Source organism: Acinetobacter sp. P37 (assembly GCF_057480965.1).
Genome location: NZ_JBLIYY010000007.1, coordinates 198,331 through 215,961, shown reverse-complemented (window position 1 = coordinate 215,961; position 17,631 = coordinate 198,331). Strand labels below are relative to the sequence as shown.

21 protein-coding genes and 1 pseudogene are annotated in these 17,631 nt (G+C 38.9%); 21 read left to right on the top strand and 1 reads right to left on the bottom strand.

Annotated elements, in window-relative coordinates:
- The first annotated feature begins 127 nt into the window (after nucleotides 1-127).
- From AC25JC_RS08925 to AC25JC_RS08830, 20 genes and pseudogenes are all read left to right on the top strand, one after another.
- Nucleotides 128-1,033, top strand: coding sequence for a hypothetical protein (locus AC25JC_RS08925; protein WP_486923882.1), 906 nt, complete (start codon nucleotides 128-130; stop codon nucleotides 1,031-1,033).
- Nucleotides 1,034-1,197: 164 nt separating this feature from the next.
- Nucleotides 1,198-1,428: an antitoxin gene (locus AC25JC_RS08920; RefSeq protein ID WP_180107294.1), complete on the top strand. Its 231-nt coding sequence runs from the start codon at nucleotides 1,198-1,200 to the stop codon at nucleotides 1,426-1,428.
- Between the two features lie 110 nt (nucleotides 1,429-1,538).
- Complete coding sequence (locus AC25JC_RS08915) at nucleotides 1,539-1,775, top strand: zinc ribbon-containing protein (RefSeq protein ID WP_143221616.1); 237 nt, start codon at nucleotides 1,539-1,541, stop codon at nucleotides 1,773-1,775.
- A 127-nt stretch (nucleotides 1,776-1,902) separates the two neighbouring features.
- The gene (locus AC25JC_RS08910) at nucleotides 1,903-2,478 is read left to right on the top strand and encodes a DUF4126 domain-containing protein (protein ID WP_111884815.1); all 576 of its coding nucleotides are present in this window, start codon (nucleotides 1,903-1,905) and stop codon (nucleotides 2,476-2,478) included.
- A 107-nt stretch (nucleotides 2,479-2,585) separates the two neighbouring features.
- On the top strand, nucleotides 2,586-2,744 hold the full coding sequence (locus AC25JC_RS08905) for a DUF2569 family protein (RefSeq protein ID WP_486923881.1): 159 nt from the start codon (nucleotides 2,586-2,588) through the stop codon (nucleotides 2,742-2,744).
- 218 nt (nucleotides 2,745-2,962) lie between these two features.
- Nucleotides 2,963-3,172, top strand: coding sequence for a hypothetical protein (locus tag AC25JC_RS08900; RefSeq protein ID WP_486923880.1), 210 nt, complete (start codon nucleotides 2,963-2,965; stop codon nucleotides 3,170-3,172).
- Between the two features lie 105 nt (nucleotides 3,173-3,277).
- Nucleotides 3,278-3,535, top strand: a complete 258-nt coding sequence (locus AC25JC_RS08895) for a hypothetical protein (protein WP_486923879.1) — start codon at nucleotides 3,278-3,280, stop codon at nucleotides 3,533-3,535.
- A gap of 1,433 nt (nucleotides 3,536-4,968) precedes the next feature.
- Nucleotides 4,969-5,427: a GIY-YIG nuclease family protein gene (locus tag AC25JC_RS08890; RefSeq protein ID WP_180023129.1), complete on the top strand. Its 459-nt coding sequence runs from the start codon at nucleotides 4,969-4,971 to the stop codon at nucleotides 5,425-5,427.
- An 85-nt stretch (nucleotides 5,428-5,512) separates the two neighbouring features.
- Nucleotides 5,513-6,178 carry a pseudouridine synthase gene (locus AC25JC_RS08885; RefSeq protein WP_078191125.1) on the top strand — a complete coding sequence of 222 codons (666 nt, stop codon included), beginning with the start codon at nucleotides 5,513-5,515 and terminating at the stop codon, nucleotides 6,176-6,178.
- A 496-nt stretch (nucleotides 6,179-6,674) separates the two neighbouring features.
- Complete coding sequence (locus AC25JC_RS08880; protein ID WP_486923878.1) at nucleotides 6,675-7,610, top strand: SNIPE associated domain-containing protein; 936 nt, start codon at nucleotides 6,675-6,677, stop codon at nucleotides 7,608-7,610.
- A gap of 133 nt (nucleotides 7,611-7,743) precedes the next feature.
- Nucleotides 7,744-8,130: a ribonuclease E inhibitor RraB gene (locus AC25JC_RS08875; RefSeq protein ID WP_111884820.1), complete on the top strand. Its 387-nt coding sequence runs from the start codon at nucleotides 7,744-7,746 to the stop codon at nucleotides 8,128-8,130.
- A gap of 330 nt (nucleotides 8,131-8,460) precedes the next feature.
- Complete coding sequence (locus AC25JC_RS08870) at nucleotides 8,461-8,907, top strand: SRPBCC family protein (RefSeq protein WP_078191122.1); 447 nt, start codon at nucleotides 8,461-8,463, stop codon at nucleotides 8,905-8,907.
- Nucleotides 8,908-8,952: 45 nt separating this feature from the next.
- Entirely contained in the window at nucleotides 8,953-9,321 is a 369-nt protein-coding gene (locus AC25JC_RS08865) for a DUF488 domain-containing protein (RefSeq protein WP_111884822.1), read from the top strand.
- Nucleotides 9,322-9,478: 157 nt separating this feature from the next.
- Nucleotides 9,479-9,820 (top strand): zinc ribbon domain-containing protein YjdM, encoded by a 342-nt coding sequence (locus AC25JC_RS08860; RefSeq protein WP_486923877.1) that lies wholly within the window; start codon nucleotides 9,479-9,481, stop codon nucleotides 9,818-9,820.
- Nucleotides 9,821-9,982: 162 nt separating this feature from the next.
- Nucleotides 9,983-10,345, top strand: coding sequence for a 5-carboxymethyl-2-hydroxymuconate Delta-isomerase (locus AC25JC_RS08855; protein WP_486923876.1), 363 nt, complete (start codon nucleotides 9,983-9,985; stop codon nucleotides 10,343-10,345).
- Between the two features lie 273 nt (nucleotides 10,346-10,618).
- Nucleotides 10,619-10,903: pseudogene (locus tag AC25JC_RS08850) on the top strand (YegP family protein).
- 238 nt (nucleotides 10,904-11,141) lie between these two features.
- Nucleotides 11,142-11,822, top strand: coding sequence for a DUF2939 domain-containing protein (locus AC25JC_RS08845; protein WP_486923875.1), 681 nt, complete (start codon nucleotides 11,142-11,144; stop codon nucleotides 11,820-11,822).
- 28 nt (nucleotides 11,823-11,850) lie between these two features.
- Nucleotides 11,851-12,297 carry a nuclear transport factor 2 family protein gene (locus AC25JC_RS08840; protein ID WP_218948979.1) on the top strand — a complete coding sequence of 149 codons (447 nt, stop codon included), beginning with the start codon at nucleotides 11,851-11,853 and terminating at the stop codon, nucleotides 12,295-12,297.
- A 138-nt stretch (nucleotides 12,298-12,435) separates the two neighbouring features.
- Nucleotides 12,436-14,871, top strand: a complete 2,436-nt coding sequence (locus tag AC25JC_RS08835) for an AI-2E family transporter (protein WP_486923874.1) — start codon at nucleotides 12,436-12,438, stop codon at nucleotides 14,869-14,871.
- Nucleotides 14,872-14,961: 90 nt separating this feature from the next.
- Nucleotides 14,962-16,014, top strand: a complete 1,053-nt coding sequence (locus AC25JC_RS08830) for a DUF1176 domain-containing protein (protein ID WP_180152846.1) — start codon at nucleotides 14,962-14,964, stop codon at nucleotides 16,012-16,014.
- Between the two features lie 79 nt (nucleotides 16,015-16,093).
- Here AC25JC_RS08830 and AC25JC_RS08825 read toward each other — a convergent pair whose 3' ends face one another.
- Entirely contained in the window at nucleotides 16,094-16,861 is a 768-nt protein-coding gene (locus tag AC25JC_RS08825) for a hydroxymethylpyrimidine/phosphomethylpyrimidine kinase (protein ID WP_078192312.1), read from the bottom strand.
- A gap of 98 nt (nucleotides 16,862-16,959) precedes the next feature.
- Between AC25JC_RS08825 and AC25JC_RS08820 the strand changes: the two genes are divergently transcribed.
- Entirely contained in the window at nucleotides 16,960-17,631 is a 672-nt protein-coding gene (locus AC25JC_RS08820) for an HAD-IA family hydrolase (protein ID WP_486923885.1), read from the top strand.

The following is a 17,631-nucleotide window of genomic DNA, read 5'->3' as shown; positions in this document are numbered from 1 at the left end:
GATGTATTTCATCCGCAGATTATGCATGAATATTTAAAATTCTTCGGTACAAATAATCAGCAAGAGACTGTTCGTTTTTTGATTTATGAAAGAGGCTTATTTATTTTACGAGCAGGCTTTTCTAACATTGTTTAATAAGCATGATTCATTAAAAAGTATGTATAAGAGAAAATCATTCACAGGTCTTGCATTAGATGATTTTAAAAAATGCTTAGAAGCATTCTCTATACTTACTTATTGTGATCGAGCGTATTACATTGAGGAAGCAAAAATAAACTTTTATATAAGTAATGCTATTAAAATATCAAATATAGATGCCTCCTGTGATGAATTTTTAAAAGACTTACTAGAGTCAGTATGTATATTGCAAAGAGATGGTCTAGGTTATTCTTTTACCCATCGCTCATTTCAAGAATATTTTACAGCACAATTTTTAGTAAACAGAAGTATAGATAAAAAATACGAATTATTTGATAAATTATATAAAGTTAATGGTGGTGATAATATTCTTTTAATGGTTTATGATATTAATAGTGATTTAATTGAGAAAGAGTGGGTGATTCCGAAAATTAAAAAAATTAATCTTAATTTTAATGAGCTAAATCAACAAGGAGATTATTTGGGTATTTTAGAAAGGGTGTATTCTGGAATAAGTATATATGATGAAGAAGATGGCTATGGGGTTGGTTATGCAATGGGGAGTGTATCAAATAAGTATTGTCATTTTTTTCATTTTCTAAATAATTTGTATGCTAATGACTTCTTTAATTTTTATCTTTTAAAAAAGGAATTAATTTCTGAACTTAAGGATTCTTATTTTGAAGAGCAATTATTGGAATATATTCGACTGAATGGTGATATTGATCTAGAAGAAACTTATAAAATAGATAGTTTTGCTAGAGAATTAATTAGAAGAAGTAAGTTGGCAGAATTATTGATGGCACATATTAGCTTTCTTAATCAGCAAGCTATAACTCTAGAAAAAAAATGTCTTAGAAAAGAAACAAATATTTTTTCTTTGCTATTAAATTAACTATTTGAACTTCACCCAATAACCAAAATATCTTCACAAAAAGTCGACCTAAGTCACTAGATCAATATAGTTTCCTCTATTAAAAAAGCCCATAATTTGTAGGGCTTTTTTTAGATGCAAAACTTTTATCGAAAGTTATAGACTAAAACTAATGGAATTGCCTTATGAGCACATCAAAAGTTTTTATGACAGGTCGCAGTCAAACTATTCATTTACCCAAAGAATTTCGCTTTAAAGGAAAAGAAGTCGAAATCTTCCGCAGGGGCGATGAGGTCATACTGCGTGAAAAACCTGTCACAGCAGATCAGTTATTTAAGGTTTTGGCGCAAATGCCTGGCGACTTTTATGCAGAAACAAGAGTAGACGAACCACCGCAAGAACGAAAAGCAAAGTAAATTAGAGATAAAAAGAATTTCTGCATGTAGATGAACTGCAAGTAGAGAACTGGCTCAGCAAATCTCTGTAAACCCACCAAAATTTCCAATCGAAATTATGCTTTGCCTAAATGCCATTATCAATTGTCGAAATGACCAATAGACATTCATCACAAGAGGGTTATACTGAATCTACCATTTCTAAAAACACATGGAGAACAAAAATGGTTACTGCTGGTCAAAAACCCGGAACAGGCTTCTATTTTTGTGTTCAATGCGGACACCGCGTCTACTTAGAAATTGGTACTGATCGTTTACCACCGTGTACCAAATGCCAAGGCAATCAATTTAACAATAAGAATGCCTAAGCTGCAAAACACTAACAGTTATCCGCTGTTTAGAAAGAAAAGCCCTATCACTCGATAGGGCTTTTTGCTAACGTATAACACAGCATATATAAAAACAAATTGTACGTTTGACCATTCGGAGAAGCCCATGGAAACAATATTAGGACTGTGTATTGGTATTGGCTTAAGTGCTGCCTGTGGCTTCCGTGTCTTTGTACCTTTATTGGTGATGAGTGTTGCTTCCATTTTAGGATTATTCGAACCAATGAAAGGATTCGAATGGTTGTCTATGCCTGCAGTTTGTATTGGCTTAGCAATTGCGACTGTCTGTGAAATCGCCGCGTACTATATTCCTTGGGTAGATAATGCGCTCGACACCATTTCAACACCTGCAGCCATGATTGCAGGGACCATCGCTACAATGGCAGTAAGCTCAGGTGAAATGTCACAGTTTGCCAGTTGGGCTGCAGCAATTATCGTGGGTGGTGGTACAGCAACAGCAGTGCAAATGAGTACCGTCGCTGCACGTGGCGTATCTACCGCAACCACAGGTGGTGTTGCAAATCCAATCTTATCTACAGGGGAATGGATTGGTGCTGCAGTCTTGTCAGTATTGGCCTTTTTAGTCCCATTTTTCGTGGTGATCTTAGTAATTGCAATCGTGATCTGGTTGGTTCGCCGCATACGCCAAAAACGAACTGTACAGGTCGATACCCCTTTATAAACCAATCAACATTTCACTCTAAAATGAATCCATCTTTTAGAGTGAATGATCTGCGTTTTGTTTAATAAATATAAAATTAAAAATCAGAAACTGAGTATTAGCAAAGTTTGATAAAGATTATAAAAAATATAAGAAGCGCTACTGATACACAGACCATCATACAGTTAGCGACGAGTACTATGGGTTGTCTGATTTGGACGCCGTATTTGTTGATGTCAGTTCGAGTGAAAAATACCTTTACTCAACATTCCAAGCACTTGGCTTAAGCGCAAAAAATGCAATCGAGCAATCGCACCTATCCGTCCTAAAAGAGCACATCATTATGCGTTTAAGTCATCCAAGAGACACCTAAAAAAATCTTTAAAATTCGATTGATTTTTGAACAATAAAGGCATAATTTTATTATGTGATTATGAATCACATAATTTTTATATGGATTTATTAATCTTTTGAATTTTATAAAAAATAATGAGGGGAATGGTAGATGATTAAATTTATAGTCGATGAAAATGCCTTATCGAATGGCTCGCATTTAATTCACAATGGTACGCAAGGATGTATAGACATGCCGCAATTTGACCAGCAAATATTGATTGGTTATTTTGCCAATTTCGAACTCGCTTATAAGCGTGCACGAATGAGCTGGCCAACAGAAAAAGTTGTTGGTTGCGATAAATGCTGTAGTCAAAGCTAGAAATTCAACATGCATTAACTTTGAAATAACGCTGTATATCCAAGAAAAATGGCGCAGAAATTGCTAACTAAAACAGGTAATCGCGTTATTTATAGGATATGCAGCATGACCACAGAAACCATCCGTTCTACAAAATATCCAGCACAGGCACATGCCTATGCAGCATGGCCTTTGATCCTGATCATCATTGGTGGTGCGATTGGACTGGTATATGCTGTGATTGCTTATCTGATCAATCTCAAAATATATGCATCAGACCTCAGTCCAATGAATAAAATTTTGGCCAATTTACTTTGTGGCATGGCGGCATATAGTGGTTGGTGGTTTAGCGCACAGTGGGTACAAAGCTATTTAGCTCAATGACCAATCATGCGTTGAAAAGATCAACCCTAATATCTGCAGAACATGGATAGGCTTAGATCTCTACTCAAAGGGCGGAGTTTTGTATGAAGTTAAGGGATGAATGTTCAGCGGCGATATATTTTTAAATTTGACGCTGTGCTTGGACGTTTTGTCTGTTGTAAAAGAAAATTTTCTTATAATTGGGTAAATCTGCAGATAAAAAACGCTGAAATGAGCTGAAAAGATAAAATATCCTGCTAAACCTAAAATGGCTGAAAAAATTTGCTGAATTTGTAGAAAATTAGAAAAACTTAGGAAATTAATCCCGATCCTCTTTGGTTAAAGTATATCTCAAGGGTGTGATAGAGATTGAAAAGAGTAGCATGCTGTCAGTGGTGCAAAACACGCGTACAGTACTCACCCAAAAGGTCTCGATTCAGCTTAGGACGCTATAAACCAGAAGTTTATAGGCTATAAGATCATGACTTACAAAGTGATGATAGTTGAAGTAAACAATATTGTTTTCTCTTATACCACCCCAAAAATTTAAGCCAAAATAAAAAAGAATAATGAATCATTACTCCTTTAATCCGCATAAAACAAACGACACCCGTTTAATCACCATAAGCTTAAAGATCATCAGGCATCTCCCGTAAAAATAGTCCTAAGCCAAGTGTTAAATCTGAAGGAATTTCATTTTCATCACATTTTCATCGCATTGAATAGCTTCTGTGCTTTTGCTACTTTTTTCAAGCACACCTCAATTTTCAAATCTCGCTGTGGTATTCATTATTGACTCTTAATCCAGTTGGAGAACTCATTTCAATACAAGTTCTCATTGGTTAAAAGTCCTGTCTAGAATTCAAATGATCCCGATGGTTTGAGTGATAAACTATGGCGAAAATTCTCGGGAAAAGTCATTTATCAGATGGAAAAAATGCTAAAACATGATACAAGAAGAAAATATTTTCAATATATCTTTAAATGTGAAAAATATTTTTAAAATAAGTCAAAAATAGTAATTTTCAGGGAAACAATCCCTCATCGATACCACTACTATATATCTCAAGGGTGTGATAGAGATTGAAAAGAGTAGCATGCTGTCAGTGGTGCAAAACACGTGTACAGTACTCACCCAAAAGGTCTCGATTCAGCTTAGGACGCTATAAACCAGAAGTTTATAGGCTATAAGATCATGACTTACAAAGTGATGATAGTTGAAGTAAACAATACTGTTTTCTCTTACACCCTAAAAAATTTTTAAGAATTAAATCGAATAATAAATCCTTCCATCTTTTTCAAAATTCCAAACTTCGCATTCATTCCCAACAAATTTTGATCACTGCTGATGTAATGAATATCACGCAGAACAACTCAAACTTAATCTAAGCTTCGGATTGTCCTTTTTCACAAAGTTGTTATGCTTAACTATCTAAATTTTAAATAATTTTATTATGGGTTATCTTGATCAATTGATACAGGATTGTCTGCAGGCACAGCAGACTAAAGCTGAGCGTATATTTGAGTTTTCAAGTTTTGATGATCTTACTCAACACGCACATTATATTTATGTGATACAGCAGGTTGGTGGCGATATACAGCAGACATATCAGGATTATGCCGCATTTAAGGCATTGAAAACCCATGCTTGCGCCAAGTTAAATCAACCCAATCACATTCTGTATGTCGGATCATCACGGACAGGTATAAAGAACCGTTTAAAACAACATCTAGGTCTTGGGCCTAAACAAACTTATGCCTTGCATTTGTCGCAGTGGTTTCAGGGCAAATATCGCATCACACTACATCAGTATCCTTTAACCACGAGTGCAAGCATCTTACAGTTACTGGAGGATGATTTGTCTCATTCATTAGCACCAGCCTTTGGTAAATTGGGGAGCAATAATCGTTAGGGTTAGACCTGATCGGTTAAAGTCGATTGACAGCGAATTAGTCAGTTGTTATTTTGCCGACATTCTCCCAGTACACAGTCTATCCATGCCTTTAGATCCCAACTTTGTCTATGCGCCGCCTCAAGGTCCTCTACGTATTTTGTATGAAGATGCAGACTTGGTTGTCATCGAAAAACCGGCGGAATTGCTGTCGGTTCCGGGACGTTTGCCTGAGCATCATGACAGTGCCTATCTTCGTGTTTTGGAGCAGTATCCTGCTGCAAAAATTACCCATCGTTTAGACATGGCAACATCAGGCATTTTGATGTTTGCGAAACACCGCGATGCAGAAGTGGCAGTGAGTAAAATGTTCCAAGCGAGGACGGTTCAAAAGCAATATGTGGCTTTGGTTCAAGGCAAACTTGAAGGTGAGGGCAGTGTTGAAGTGCCCCTCATTACGGACTGGGAAAATCGCCCACGTCAGATGGTGCATTTTGAATTAGGTAAACCTTCAAAAACCTTGTATCAAGCCATTAGCTATGACGCAAGCAAGGATATTAGCCGAGTATTATTAACGCCAGTGACAGGGCGTTCTCATCAGCTACGTGTACACATGATGCATATTGGGCACCCCATTACAGGGGATCAACTGTATCACCCGAATGCAAAACAGAGCTCACTCGGACGGATGGCGTTACATGCTTGCGATCTGGCATTTACCCAGCCCTTAACCCAACAAGCTGTTCATATTCATTGTGCGGCAGAATTTTAAAGCATATTCATGTGAATACTCATTGTTCAGAAAATCTGCTGTGTTGAATTGAAATCTTTATGCAGCTTAGCAAGCTAAGAATAATTACAGCTTTAAATAGGTTTTTCTGCTTAAAAATGAATAATGATGTACAACATATCCCCAATTCTGGGGATATATAAATAATTTAAATATCTCTATAAAGTGTGTGAAATATTTACAAAGATTAATATTAAGTTTATTTGTATCTTTTAGTAAGTAAATACCATTTCTAAAGTTTTATTATATTTTCTAAAGAATATTGATTGATTATTTTTTAATATGAAAATTTTTTATTAAATTTATTTAAAACAGTATTTTAGTTGGATTGTGTGCAAGTGTGTATTTGGTCAGATAAATACGGTTTTTTGCATTTGTTCTGCTAATATGAAATGAATTATAGATTTTAACTTTTGTAACTTAGGTTTGTTTTGGGGAATAAACTTAAATTATTGAAGCTTATTTTGAGGATTAGCAAATGATCAATATTGCTTTAATCGTCCTTATCATCCTATTAATTGTGGCTCTCCTTTTTGTTTATAACCGCAAATTGAAAAATGATAAAACCCTACGTTCACTGCAGGAAAACTTCGATCGTGCGCGGTTAAAACTGGCTGAAACAGAGTCGCAGCAAGATGAACTGAATTATGAAATCAGTCAATTACGCATTCAAAACAGTGGCTTAAAAATCCAAGTCGATAAAGTAGCGAAATATCAACATATTGTGGATATTGAACAATATGTTGAGTATCGAACTTTACAGGCTGATGGTTTGGTGGAAGTCACCAAAGCCAATGCCGATATCATGTTGAATGATATTCGCGCACAGATCGAACAAGTGCGTCAGTATTTGAGCAAATATCAAGAAAAAGCTAAATCACAAATACAGGAACAAGCCCGTGCCGAGTTAAAGGGTTTGTATAGCCAAGCGCTGGATCAGCAGCATTTGGAAAACATCAACCGTGCTTTGGACAACAAAATAAGGGGCTATCAGTCAACATTCTTTTTACCCTTACAGAGTATTTTAGATCAGCTGATGGATGGCATAAATGAATCTGCGGCAAAGCAAAATTTGACTGCGGTACGTTGTAAAATGATTGATGCGATGGAGCAGCAATCGACTGCAAACTGTAATTATGTTGATGAAGAACGTCGTTTGGCTGCGATGCAATTATTTACATTGGTGTTTAATAGTCGTGCTGATTTGTATTTAGCCCAATTAAATACCAAAAACTTAGGTGAGTTATTGCAGGCTTTGGCGGATGATTTCACCTTGCTCAATGCGCATGGTGTACATTTTAGTCAGGCACGGGTACTCGACAGTTATCTACAATTACGCTTAGAAGAATTGAAAATGGCAGCTTTGGTTTTACATCTCAAAGAAACTCAGGCCCACATGGATGTTGTGGTTTAATTTGAATTGTTATAAGAAAGATCACTTCGGCGTTCTATTTCTGATTAAAGAGATTTAGCTAATTCAAATTGCAACAATTATCCGTTAATCTAAGTCAACAGAATAAAATTCATAAACGATAAGGGAAAGTACAATGACTCGTGATTTTAAACAATTTCCAGATGATGATAATGGCAATGTGCTGTGGCAGATGCAGCAAGATGGTGATGATTTATCTGTGCCGCACGAAATCGAATATTCAATTGCCTTTTCCAACGAAGCGCAGGCTGAACAGTGTGCATTGTATTTATTGAAAGAAGAGCAAAAAATTTCCTTGTTCCAAGATGAAGAATCAGATCGCGTGGAATGGATTATCACGGTCTATGTTTATATGGAGCCTGATTATGAAGATATCGTTGATTTAGAGCAGTGGTTTATTAAAATTGCGGAACAACATTCGGGCGAATATGACGGCTGGGGTTGTATGGCTTATATCTATGAAGATGATGATCTGGATGAAGATGAAGCACAATTGAGCTAAGTCTCACTATTGCATCTTTAGCAACAAGAACCCAGTGATTCAACTGGGTTTTTTATTATTTAAATTTTATAAAAATTGTGTAAAATTTTGATTTTTAAATATTTTTAATTAAAATAAATATGAGTGCAGCTCACAAAACATAACACTGCATTGCGTTAAAGTGATGGGATCAATCTGTAGGATTCGCTATAGTATTGAACAGCAATGACCTTTCTCGCACGTCTCAAAGCTGTTTCATTTAGAACGTTTCAGTGTGATAAAAATGGACGATAAAGCGAGGGTGAATGCATGTGGATGATTCAGTGAAAACAATGACAAAAGGACATCATCATGAGCAATACTGTTCGATTACATCGTGTTTTTAGTGCGCCTGTAGAGCGCGTTTATCGTGCCTTTGTGGAGCCAGATGCTTTGGTGAAATGGATGGCACCGCATGGATTTACTGCCCATGTGGAACATTCTGATGTGCGTGTAGGTGGCTCGTACCGCATGTCGTTTCAAAATTTTTCAACGGGAACCACACACGCTTTCCATGGTGATTATCATGAAGTCGTGCCGAATCATTTACTGCGCTATACAGACCAATTTGATATGCCAGAGTTGGCCGGTGAAATCGAGGTCACTGTTGAGTTTAAAGCGGTATCAGTAGGAACCGAAGTGACGATTGTACAGGCAGGGTTGCCGAGCGTTATTCCACCTGATGCCTGTTATTTGGGGTGGCAGGAGTCTTTACAGTTGCTGGCTTTTTTAGTGAATCCAGCGATCCCCGATGAATAATCTGACGAATGATTGAAAAACTGCAAATAGGCGAAGGAGGGCTCAATGACTGTACACATTAAACGTATTTATGATGAGATAAGCCCAGATGACGGGAAACGCATATTGGTCGATCGCTTGTGGCCGCGTGGTATCAGTAAAGTGAGCGCAGAGCTAGATTTGTGGCCGAAGGCATTGACGCCATCTACAGATTTACGTCGTTGGTATCATCAAGATGAGGCAATGGCTTCTCGATGGGACGAGTTTAAACAGCGCTATTTGCAAGAAATACAGCCACATCAAGCCGAGTTGGAACAACTACGGGCATGGGAAAAAGAGGAGCCACTAACCTTACTCACAGCGGCTAAACATACGGATAAAAATCATGCGCATATCTTAAAAGCGTTAATATTAAATACCTCATTAGAGATCTAAAATTTAAACCTTCAAGTGCTGTAGCGTTGTGAAATTTACGACCTTCACAAGGTGATTAAACCATACGAAATTTATGGTTTTTAAGTTTATGAAATACATAAAAATGTTATATTAAGTTTTTATGGATTTTTGCGTCCATCTTTTTTTGAGGTTTTTTATGTCTTTACCCAATTGTCCCCAATGTAATTCTGAATATACCTATAATGATGGCGATTTACTGATTTGTCCCGAATGTTCACATGAATGGCGTGAAGGCGAAAGTGCTGCAGATGAACAGATGCTGATTAAAGATGCCAATGGCAATGTATTGACCGATGGTGACACGGTTACTGTGGTGAAAGACCTTAAAATTAAAGGTTCATCTTCAGTGGTGAAAGTGGGCACAAAAGTTAAAAATATCCGTCTTTTAGCTGATGCAACAGATGGTCATGACATTGACTGTAAAATTGATGGTATAGGAGCAATGAAACTCAAATCTGAATACGTGAAAAAAGTTTAAGTTTCGTTATTGTTCGCTTTAAAGCAATCTTCAATCATCCTAAGCCAAGGCCACACTTGGCTTGGGATGTCTACTTAAACATGAAATAGATAACTAATCCGCTATAGATTTTATTTTTCAGCCTGCATAATAGACGCATTACGGGTTTGAAAAGTCTTTACTATGCCGCATATTCATTTGGAATATTCCAATAATCTTGAGCTTGAGGCTCGTCCTTTACTTAAAGCGCTAAACACTGCCTTATTTGAATCGGGTCATGTTAGTGCCATCAATGATATTAAGAGCCGAGCTGTCGCTCAGGAAGATTTTGTTGTGGGTTTGGATGAACACGCTCAACATGCGTATATGCATGCCAAAGTTTCATTATTGACGGGTAGAACGGTTGAAGTTCAAAAGCAAATTTCATTGTTGTTATTGGACGTGTTGAAACAACATGTCATAGCTTCAGCAGTAGAAGTGCAACTTTGTGTAGAAATTTTAGAAATGAATAAAGCAACATATTCAAAGCAGATCGTCAGTCCTTAAGGCCTTTATTCAATGCGTTGAGTAATGCGCCTCTATTCACAAATACATCATGATGAAAGAATGATGAAATCCGACTTCGGTCGGATTATTTTTTATTGGAATTATTTATTGAAAATCATTTTCTTAGTGATTAAATTTTAAGCCTTTACTCTGATCAAAAAAGACATTGAAAAATGTGACCGAGTTCATTTATATTCTGTAGATCAGGTTCAATTTCCAATAATAAATCCTGATCGAATAATAGATAAAACAATGAAAATGAAGGGGTAACATATGTCGGGATGGTACGAGATCAGTCATTCTAATGATCAGCAGTTTCGTTTTGTATTAAAAGCATGGAACGGTGAAATCATTTTAACGAGTGAATTATATAAAGTGTAAGCATCATCACAAAACGGGATAGAGTCTGTACAAAACAACAGTGCAGATGATAGTCGCTTTGAACGACTGAATGTTAATAATGGTAAACCATATTTCAATCTGAAAGCGGCAAACCATCATATTATTGGGATCAGCCAATTTTATGCCAGTGAGCAATCGCGCGATAAAGGCATTTAGTCAGTTAAAACCCATGGTGCGAATACCCAAATTAGAGAATTAACAGCTTAAATTTGAAACAACCTGATTAAGACAGCCAAAGCGAGATGAACAAACCTGAAGGTTCGTCAAAATCACAAGATCAAAAGCTATATGGTTCTCAGATAAGCGCTGTTAGGTTGGATGCTATTCAATCTAGATCAAGCTTATTTAACGGTACAAGGAAGTACCACAACTTCACTGGCTAGAGTGGTGAACGATGAATAAGCAGAATCATATTTTGTATTATGGGCTCATTGCGATCTTGATCATCGTCTTGGGTTGGATGATTGCGTCTCCGTATTGGGTGCTGTACCAAATACGTCAAGCCTATGAGCACAATCAACCTGAAAAAATTGCTCAATATATCGATTTTGCGGCAGTCAAATCGAGTCTAAAACCACAAGTTAAAGACCTCATTCAACAGAAAACTGGGCTACAGCATTTACCCGAATTCGCTCAGTCGTGGGGTGGGCAGCTCAGCACAGTCCTCAGTGCAACGCTGGTCGACAGTCTGGTCAATCCAAACAGTATCATGCTGCTTTTACAAGGCAAAGCATTAAAAGAGTCGATTCAATTACCAGAAATAACCCAACTAACCAATCCGAGCATGATTAGCTCAGAGATTGAACTATTCACTCATGCTGAAAATAAGGTCGCAGAACAACCTCATACATCAACATCATCCAAAAAGGATGCAACTCCAACTACTGTCGCTTTAAAACAAAGCCAGTCCCTTGAACCCAAAGCAAGCTATAGTGCTTGGAATCGATTTGATCTGTATGTGCCGCTCCAAGGCCTAAGTGAAGCAACATATACCGTATTTAGTATGCAACGCCGAGGTTGGAGCTGGAAGATCGTTGAAATTCAACTTCCAAACGCCTCACAGAATAATGCTTGATAAAAAATAAAAGAAATAGGTGCCAGAGATGCAAGATAAAATCAAAATAGTCGGTGACCAACAGGCCGCTGACGAAATTCTGCAATTTTTAGCCAATTGGGATGAGGTTATCTGCCAATTGAAAATTGAGAATATTGCTGAATCCTGCGCAGCAGATGTGAACTTTTTTGATGCCAGTTGTGAAATGCGCGGCTTAATGGCATATCAAAAAATGTGGGAATTTTATAGAGAGTATTTTCGTGAAGGTTTAAAGGTGTTTAGGCGGGAACTGGTCATCCATGCAGAACCTGATATTGCCTTTCTGCACTGTTATTCCAAAATTGATGATAAGAGTGGGATACCGACGCCAGGGATCTCATGGTGTCGTAACACCATTGGGATGAAAAAAACACAGACTCAATGGAAGATCGTTCATCAACATATTTCTGTTCCAGTGGATATTGTGACTCATCAAAGTAAAGTGATTACCTTTTAATTCTTCTCAAAAAGCAGTATGAAAACAGAGCCATGTCGCTCTGTTTTTTTTCTTTGCAAATCATTACATGAAATGCGTATGCAGTTCTAAAACTTCAGCCTAAATTAAAAAATAATGACCATCGTTCAGGATAAGAAAATGGATCATAAAAATAATAAATTAGCGCAAGATTTTGAATCATCACCATCAGGTCAAAAGCAAGGCTTACAAGACCTGAACGCCTCGAATCAAATGCCTCCCGCAGATTTACATAAAGTGATTCGAATCACGGCAGGATTCATCATCTGCAGTTTGCTGATTGCGGCCTTATATCTTGGTAAAGATATTTTTATTCCATTGGCACTCGCAATCTTATTGGCTTTTTTAGTTGATCCTCTGGTGATGAAACTCCGTGGTTGGGGACTACCGCAGATGCCATCTATTTTTATTGTGGTCGGTTTGGCTTTGGCGATTTTGTCCGGCGCGGCCTCTTATTTGGGTTATCAACTGGGGCAATTAAGCCAAGAGTTACCGCAATATCACGGTACGATTCAAAAGAAAATGGATTCTATTCGTCAATTTGCACGCGGTCCAAGTGTTTGGGATGGCGCAAAAACCACCATAGATACTGTTGAAAACTCGATAGATGATGTGGTGCCTGAAGAGAAAAATCCTAAAGTTCAGCAAGTTGAAGTAGTGGGGCAACAACAAACCACGGCTGAAGCGGTCATGGCTTGGAGCGAGCGGGTGCTCAATCCTTTGGCAACCGCGGGTATTGTATTTTTGTTTGTGATTCTGATTTTGGTCAATCGGAAAGATTTGCATGACCGTTTCCTTAAGCTGCTGGGCGGCAATTTAAATATCGGAACAGACGCACTCGATGAAGCCGCCAATCGTATCGGTAAATATTTACGTATGCAGCTGATGGTCAATGTGACCTACGGTATTCCGATGGCCTTGGGACTTTGGTTTATTGGGGTGCCGGCAGCAATTATGTGGGGAATGGTGGCGATAGTGATGCGCTTTGTTCCCTATGTCGGCCCAATGATTTCTGCGATTTTCCCCATTGCATTGGCTTTTGCGGTAGATCCCACATGGAATATGGTGCTATGGACAGTGGGTTTAATTTTGCTCTTGGAATTGGTCAGTAATAATATTATTGAGCCTTGGTTATATGGGGAAAGTACCGGACTTTCAACCTTAGCCATTATTATTGCCGCCATGTTTTGGACGGCGGTGTGGGGGCCGATTGGTTTAATTTTATCGACGCCTTTAACCGCGTGTTTATTGGTGCTTTCGAGCTATGTACCATCCTTAGGTTTTATTAAAACCCTGATCGGTAGTACGCCTGCATTGGCACCGCATGAGCGCTTCTATCAAAGATTAGTCGCTGATGATGTGCAAGATGCCATGGATGTTGCACAGACTTTTATTGCTGAAAAGTTACCGAAGGATGCGACGGATGAAATCAAGGCACGGCGGGTTAATGCGTTTTATGCCAAAGTCGCGATTCCAGCCATACGGATTTTTTCGAGAGGCCACAACACCGAGGCCAGTGCTGAACATCGACTACGTTTACATCAGGGATTAAAACTGTTTAATCATAGTTTTCAACGGGCATATCCAGTGGCACAGCAGGATCAGAAAACTGAGGTTTTGTGTATCGGCGCACGTTGGGAAATTGATGTTCAAGTATCGGCTATGTTGGCGCATGGCCTAAGCTTAAGCGGTATTCAGGCTCAGGCTTTTAGCGACGTCTTAATTCAAAATCAGCATCAAAGTATGGGTGATATCCAAGAGGATATTCAGATCATATGTATTTCGATTTTTCATACAGCACCAGAAGCTCAAATTCGCCTTTTAAGCCATGTTTTTAAGGCGCAGTTTCCAGATAAAAAACTGATTTTTGCACTGTGGAGCTGTGATGAAGTAAAGCAATTAGATGCGATCAAAGAAAATTTTACCGTCGATGCTGTAGTCAATAATATGAATGATTTGATATTAACCATTGAAGCTTTTCAATTGACGCATGGTGAGTCTTGGTTGGATGAGCCTGATCCTAGCGTTGAAGCGCAGCGCTTAAAAGCATTAGAAGAACTGAATGTTTTGGATGATCGGAATTTACCGATTTATGAACAATATATTGAAGAAGCCCGACAAGCCTTCGATGTGAAATATGCACAAATTTCTTGGGTCAAGCAAGACTGGGTCTATACACCAGGTAGCCCTTTGGCTAAGGCTACCGAGCAACCGATGCAGGTGCGCCAGTCGAAACAAGACTCAATCTGCAGCCATTTGGTATATCAAAATGAACGCTTGATTATTGAAGACTTACAACGTGACCCACGCTTTGCGCATTTACCTGAATTGATGCATAACCGCATTCGCTTTTATGCAGGCGTTGCACTTAGAGACCGTAATGGGGTGGCATTGGGAAGTTTCTGTGTTTTAGATCGGCAGCCGAATCAAATGACCGATGATGATATGAGTCTTTTAAAAGGCCTAGCGGCAGATTTGATGAATACGCTCAGTGATGAAAATGTGAAGCGAAAAAAATGTGAAGAGATACAGCAACTGAATGATTCATCTCTATAAATTTAAATCATGTAGCAGATCCATTTAAACTGGAGTTTCAGTGAAAAGCATTTTAAGATGGTTCTAATATAATTATTTTGAGCCAAAGACATGAACAAAAATAATGTCATCTGGCAACTTCTATTGGGCTACGTTGCTGCATTGGGTTGTAGTGTGAGTTTTGCTCAAATTCAAGGAAATTATTTTTCACATAAGGATTGGGAAATCGCTTGTGATAATACGGGGACTTGTCGCGTTGCAGGTTATCAAGCGGAGGGCAATCAGCCCGCTATTTCTGTATTATTACAACGTGCTGCGGGCGCTCAAGCGCAAGTCAGCGCACGAGTGAAACTCGATCCTGAAACCTTAAGTGCGGCAAATAAACCGCTTCAACTTTACACTTTAGGTAAAAATCAGGGAACTGTGCAGCTTGATGCCAAAACTGCGGAAGGTCAGTTAAGTGCAGCTCAAACTCAAAAACTGATTCAAGCCTTACAAGCCAATCAACCGATTGTGTGGAAAGGCAACAACAAAACATGGTTATTGTCTGTGCAGGGCGCTAGTGCGGTTTTGCTCCGTATGGATGATTTTCAAAAGCGCATAGGGACAAATTCGGCATTATTGCGTAAAGCCAATAGCAGTTCGGCCAATGTACTCAAACCGAAAAGTATTCCGAAAGTGTATATTCAAAATTATAGTAAGGGCTTACAAACGCGGTATGCCGTCAATGCGCCCACAGCCAAACAATTATTTGGATTGATAAAGAAAAAAACGACAGTAGAAGATTGTCCTCAACTCTTTGATGCAAATTTCTTAGAGGATGACCGGGTGGTGGTGTTTCCAATCAATGGAAAAAATGCCTTGGTCGAAGTGCCATGTTGGCGTGGGGCATATAACAGTGGCAATGGCTATTGGTTAATGGATCGAAATTTAAAGCAAATCAAACAATCCGTGACCTTTTCTGGAAGTGGGTTTAGTGAAGGACAAATTTTCTCCAACCAACGTGGACGAGGCATTGGCGATTGTCAAAGTAAAGGGGAATGGTCGTGGAACGGTCAGCGCTTTATCCAAACTTATATGGCAAAAACCACACAGTGCAAAGGATTTGCTGGCGGTGCATGGGAAATTCCAACCTTAGTATATTGGGTTCAACTCGACTCTTAATTACAAAAAGCCCTGATATACAGGGCTTTTAAATCATATAAAGTAGTTTTTATCGGCTTAACATGAATAACCAACAATACTAAAAACGTTTTGGAATTTTTTGTCCGCCCACAACAGGTGATTCAGCGATTTTCAACACACCAAATAGCCATGTTTCGGCATGATGAACAGCTGCTTTGAGCTCATCACCTAAGGCTAAACGCCCAGCTATAAAACTCGCCAATGAGCAGCCTGAGCCGTGATATTCCCCATCCAGTCGTGGGCAACGGGTTTCAGAAACTAATTCACCCTGAATGTACAACGAGTTTTGGATATAGTCTGGCGTATTTTCATGCCCACCTTTTACTAATACCGCTTGAGCGCCCATCGCAAAAAGTTTTGCTGTAGCTTTAGATATGTCGTCTTCACCTGTGAGTGCGCGTAATTCTACGGTATTAGGTGTAAGCACTGTGGCAAGTGGAATCAATTCCGCAAAGGCTTTGACCAACGTTGCTTGATCGCCCAAAGAACCACCACTATTGGCAACTAAAACGGGGTCGAGAACATAATGATATTCGGGATGTTCACGTAAAAACTCAGCGAGAGCCGCGATATTTTCAGTCGTTCCTAACATTCCTGATTTTACACAGCGAATAGGGAGGTCACCGACGACAGCATGTGCTTGGGCCAGCAATAACTCACGAGAGGTCGCTTCAAACGAATACACTTGTTGTGAGTTTTGAACGGTTAACGCTGTACACGCAATGGCAGCATGTGCACCACTTTGACCAATGGCTTCAATGTCCGCTTGCAGTCCTGCACCACCTGAAGGGTCAAGACCTGAAAAGCACAGTACAGTAGGGCGCACAATGATGTCCTTATTAAACAAAATTTGCGATAGTATAGGCAACTTTGAGCGAACACTCGATAGTATTTTTGCAGAAGTGAATGGATAAGGTAAAAGCTGTGATTAAGAATATATTGATTGATCTCGATGGAACATTAACAGATCCAAAAGTTGGCATTACCACTTCAGCACGCTATGGACTGGCGAAAATTGGACATCCCATTTCGGATGAGACCAATATCGATTGGATCATTGGGCCACCTTTGAAAGCCTCTTTGGCCAAAATCCTCAATGTCGATGTGCATAATGTACTTGCAGATCAGGCTTTACTTGGTTATCGCGAGCGCTTTGCAGTGACCGGCTTATTTGAAAATAAAGTCTATCCTGCCGTTGCCGAAACTCTAGCAACTTTACAACAGCAAGGTTTTCGCTTGTATGTTGCTACAGCAAAGCCGACGGTCTATGCCCGCCAAATTTTAGAACATTTTGATTTGGCAAAATATTTTACTGTGATCTATGGCAGTGAACTGAACGGTGAGCGAACCAACAAAGGCGATTTAATTGAATACATTTTGCAGCAAGAACAGTTGGATGCGAAGGAATGTGTGATGGTGGGAGACCGTGAGTACGATATTTTAGGCGCATGCCGTAATGCAGTGGAAAGTATTGCTGTGAGCTATGGTTATGGTAGTGCAGAAGAAATTCAAACGGCTGCACCGGCTCTGGTGATTGATCGTTTTAACGATTTGATTTCGAGTATTGAGCAATTGCAGCAGCAGAAAGTGTCGTAG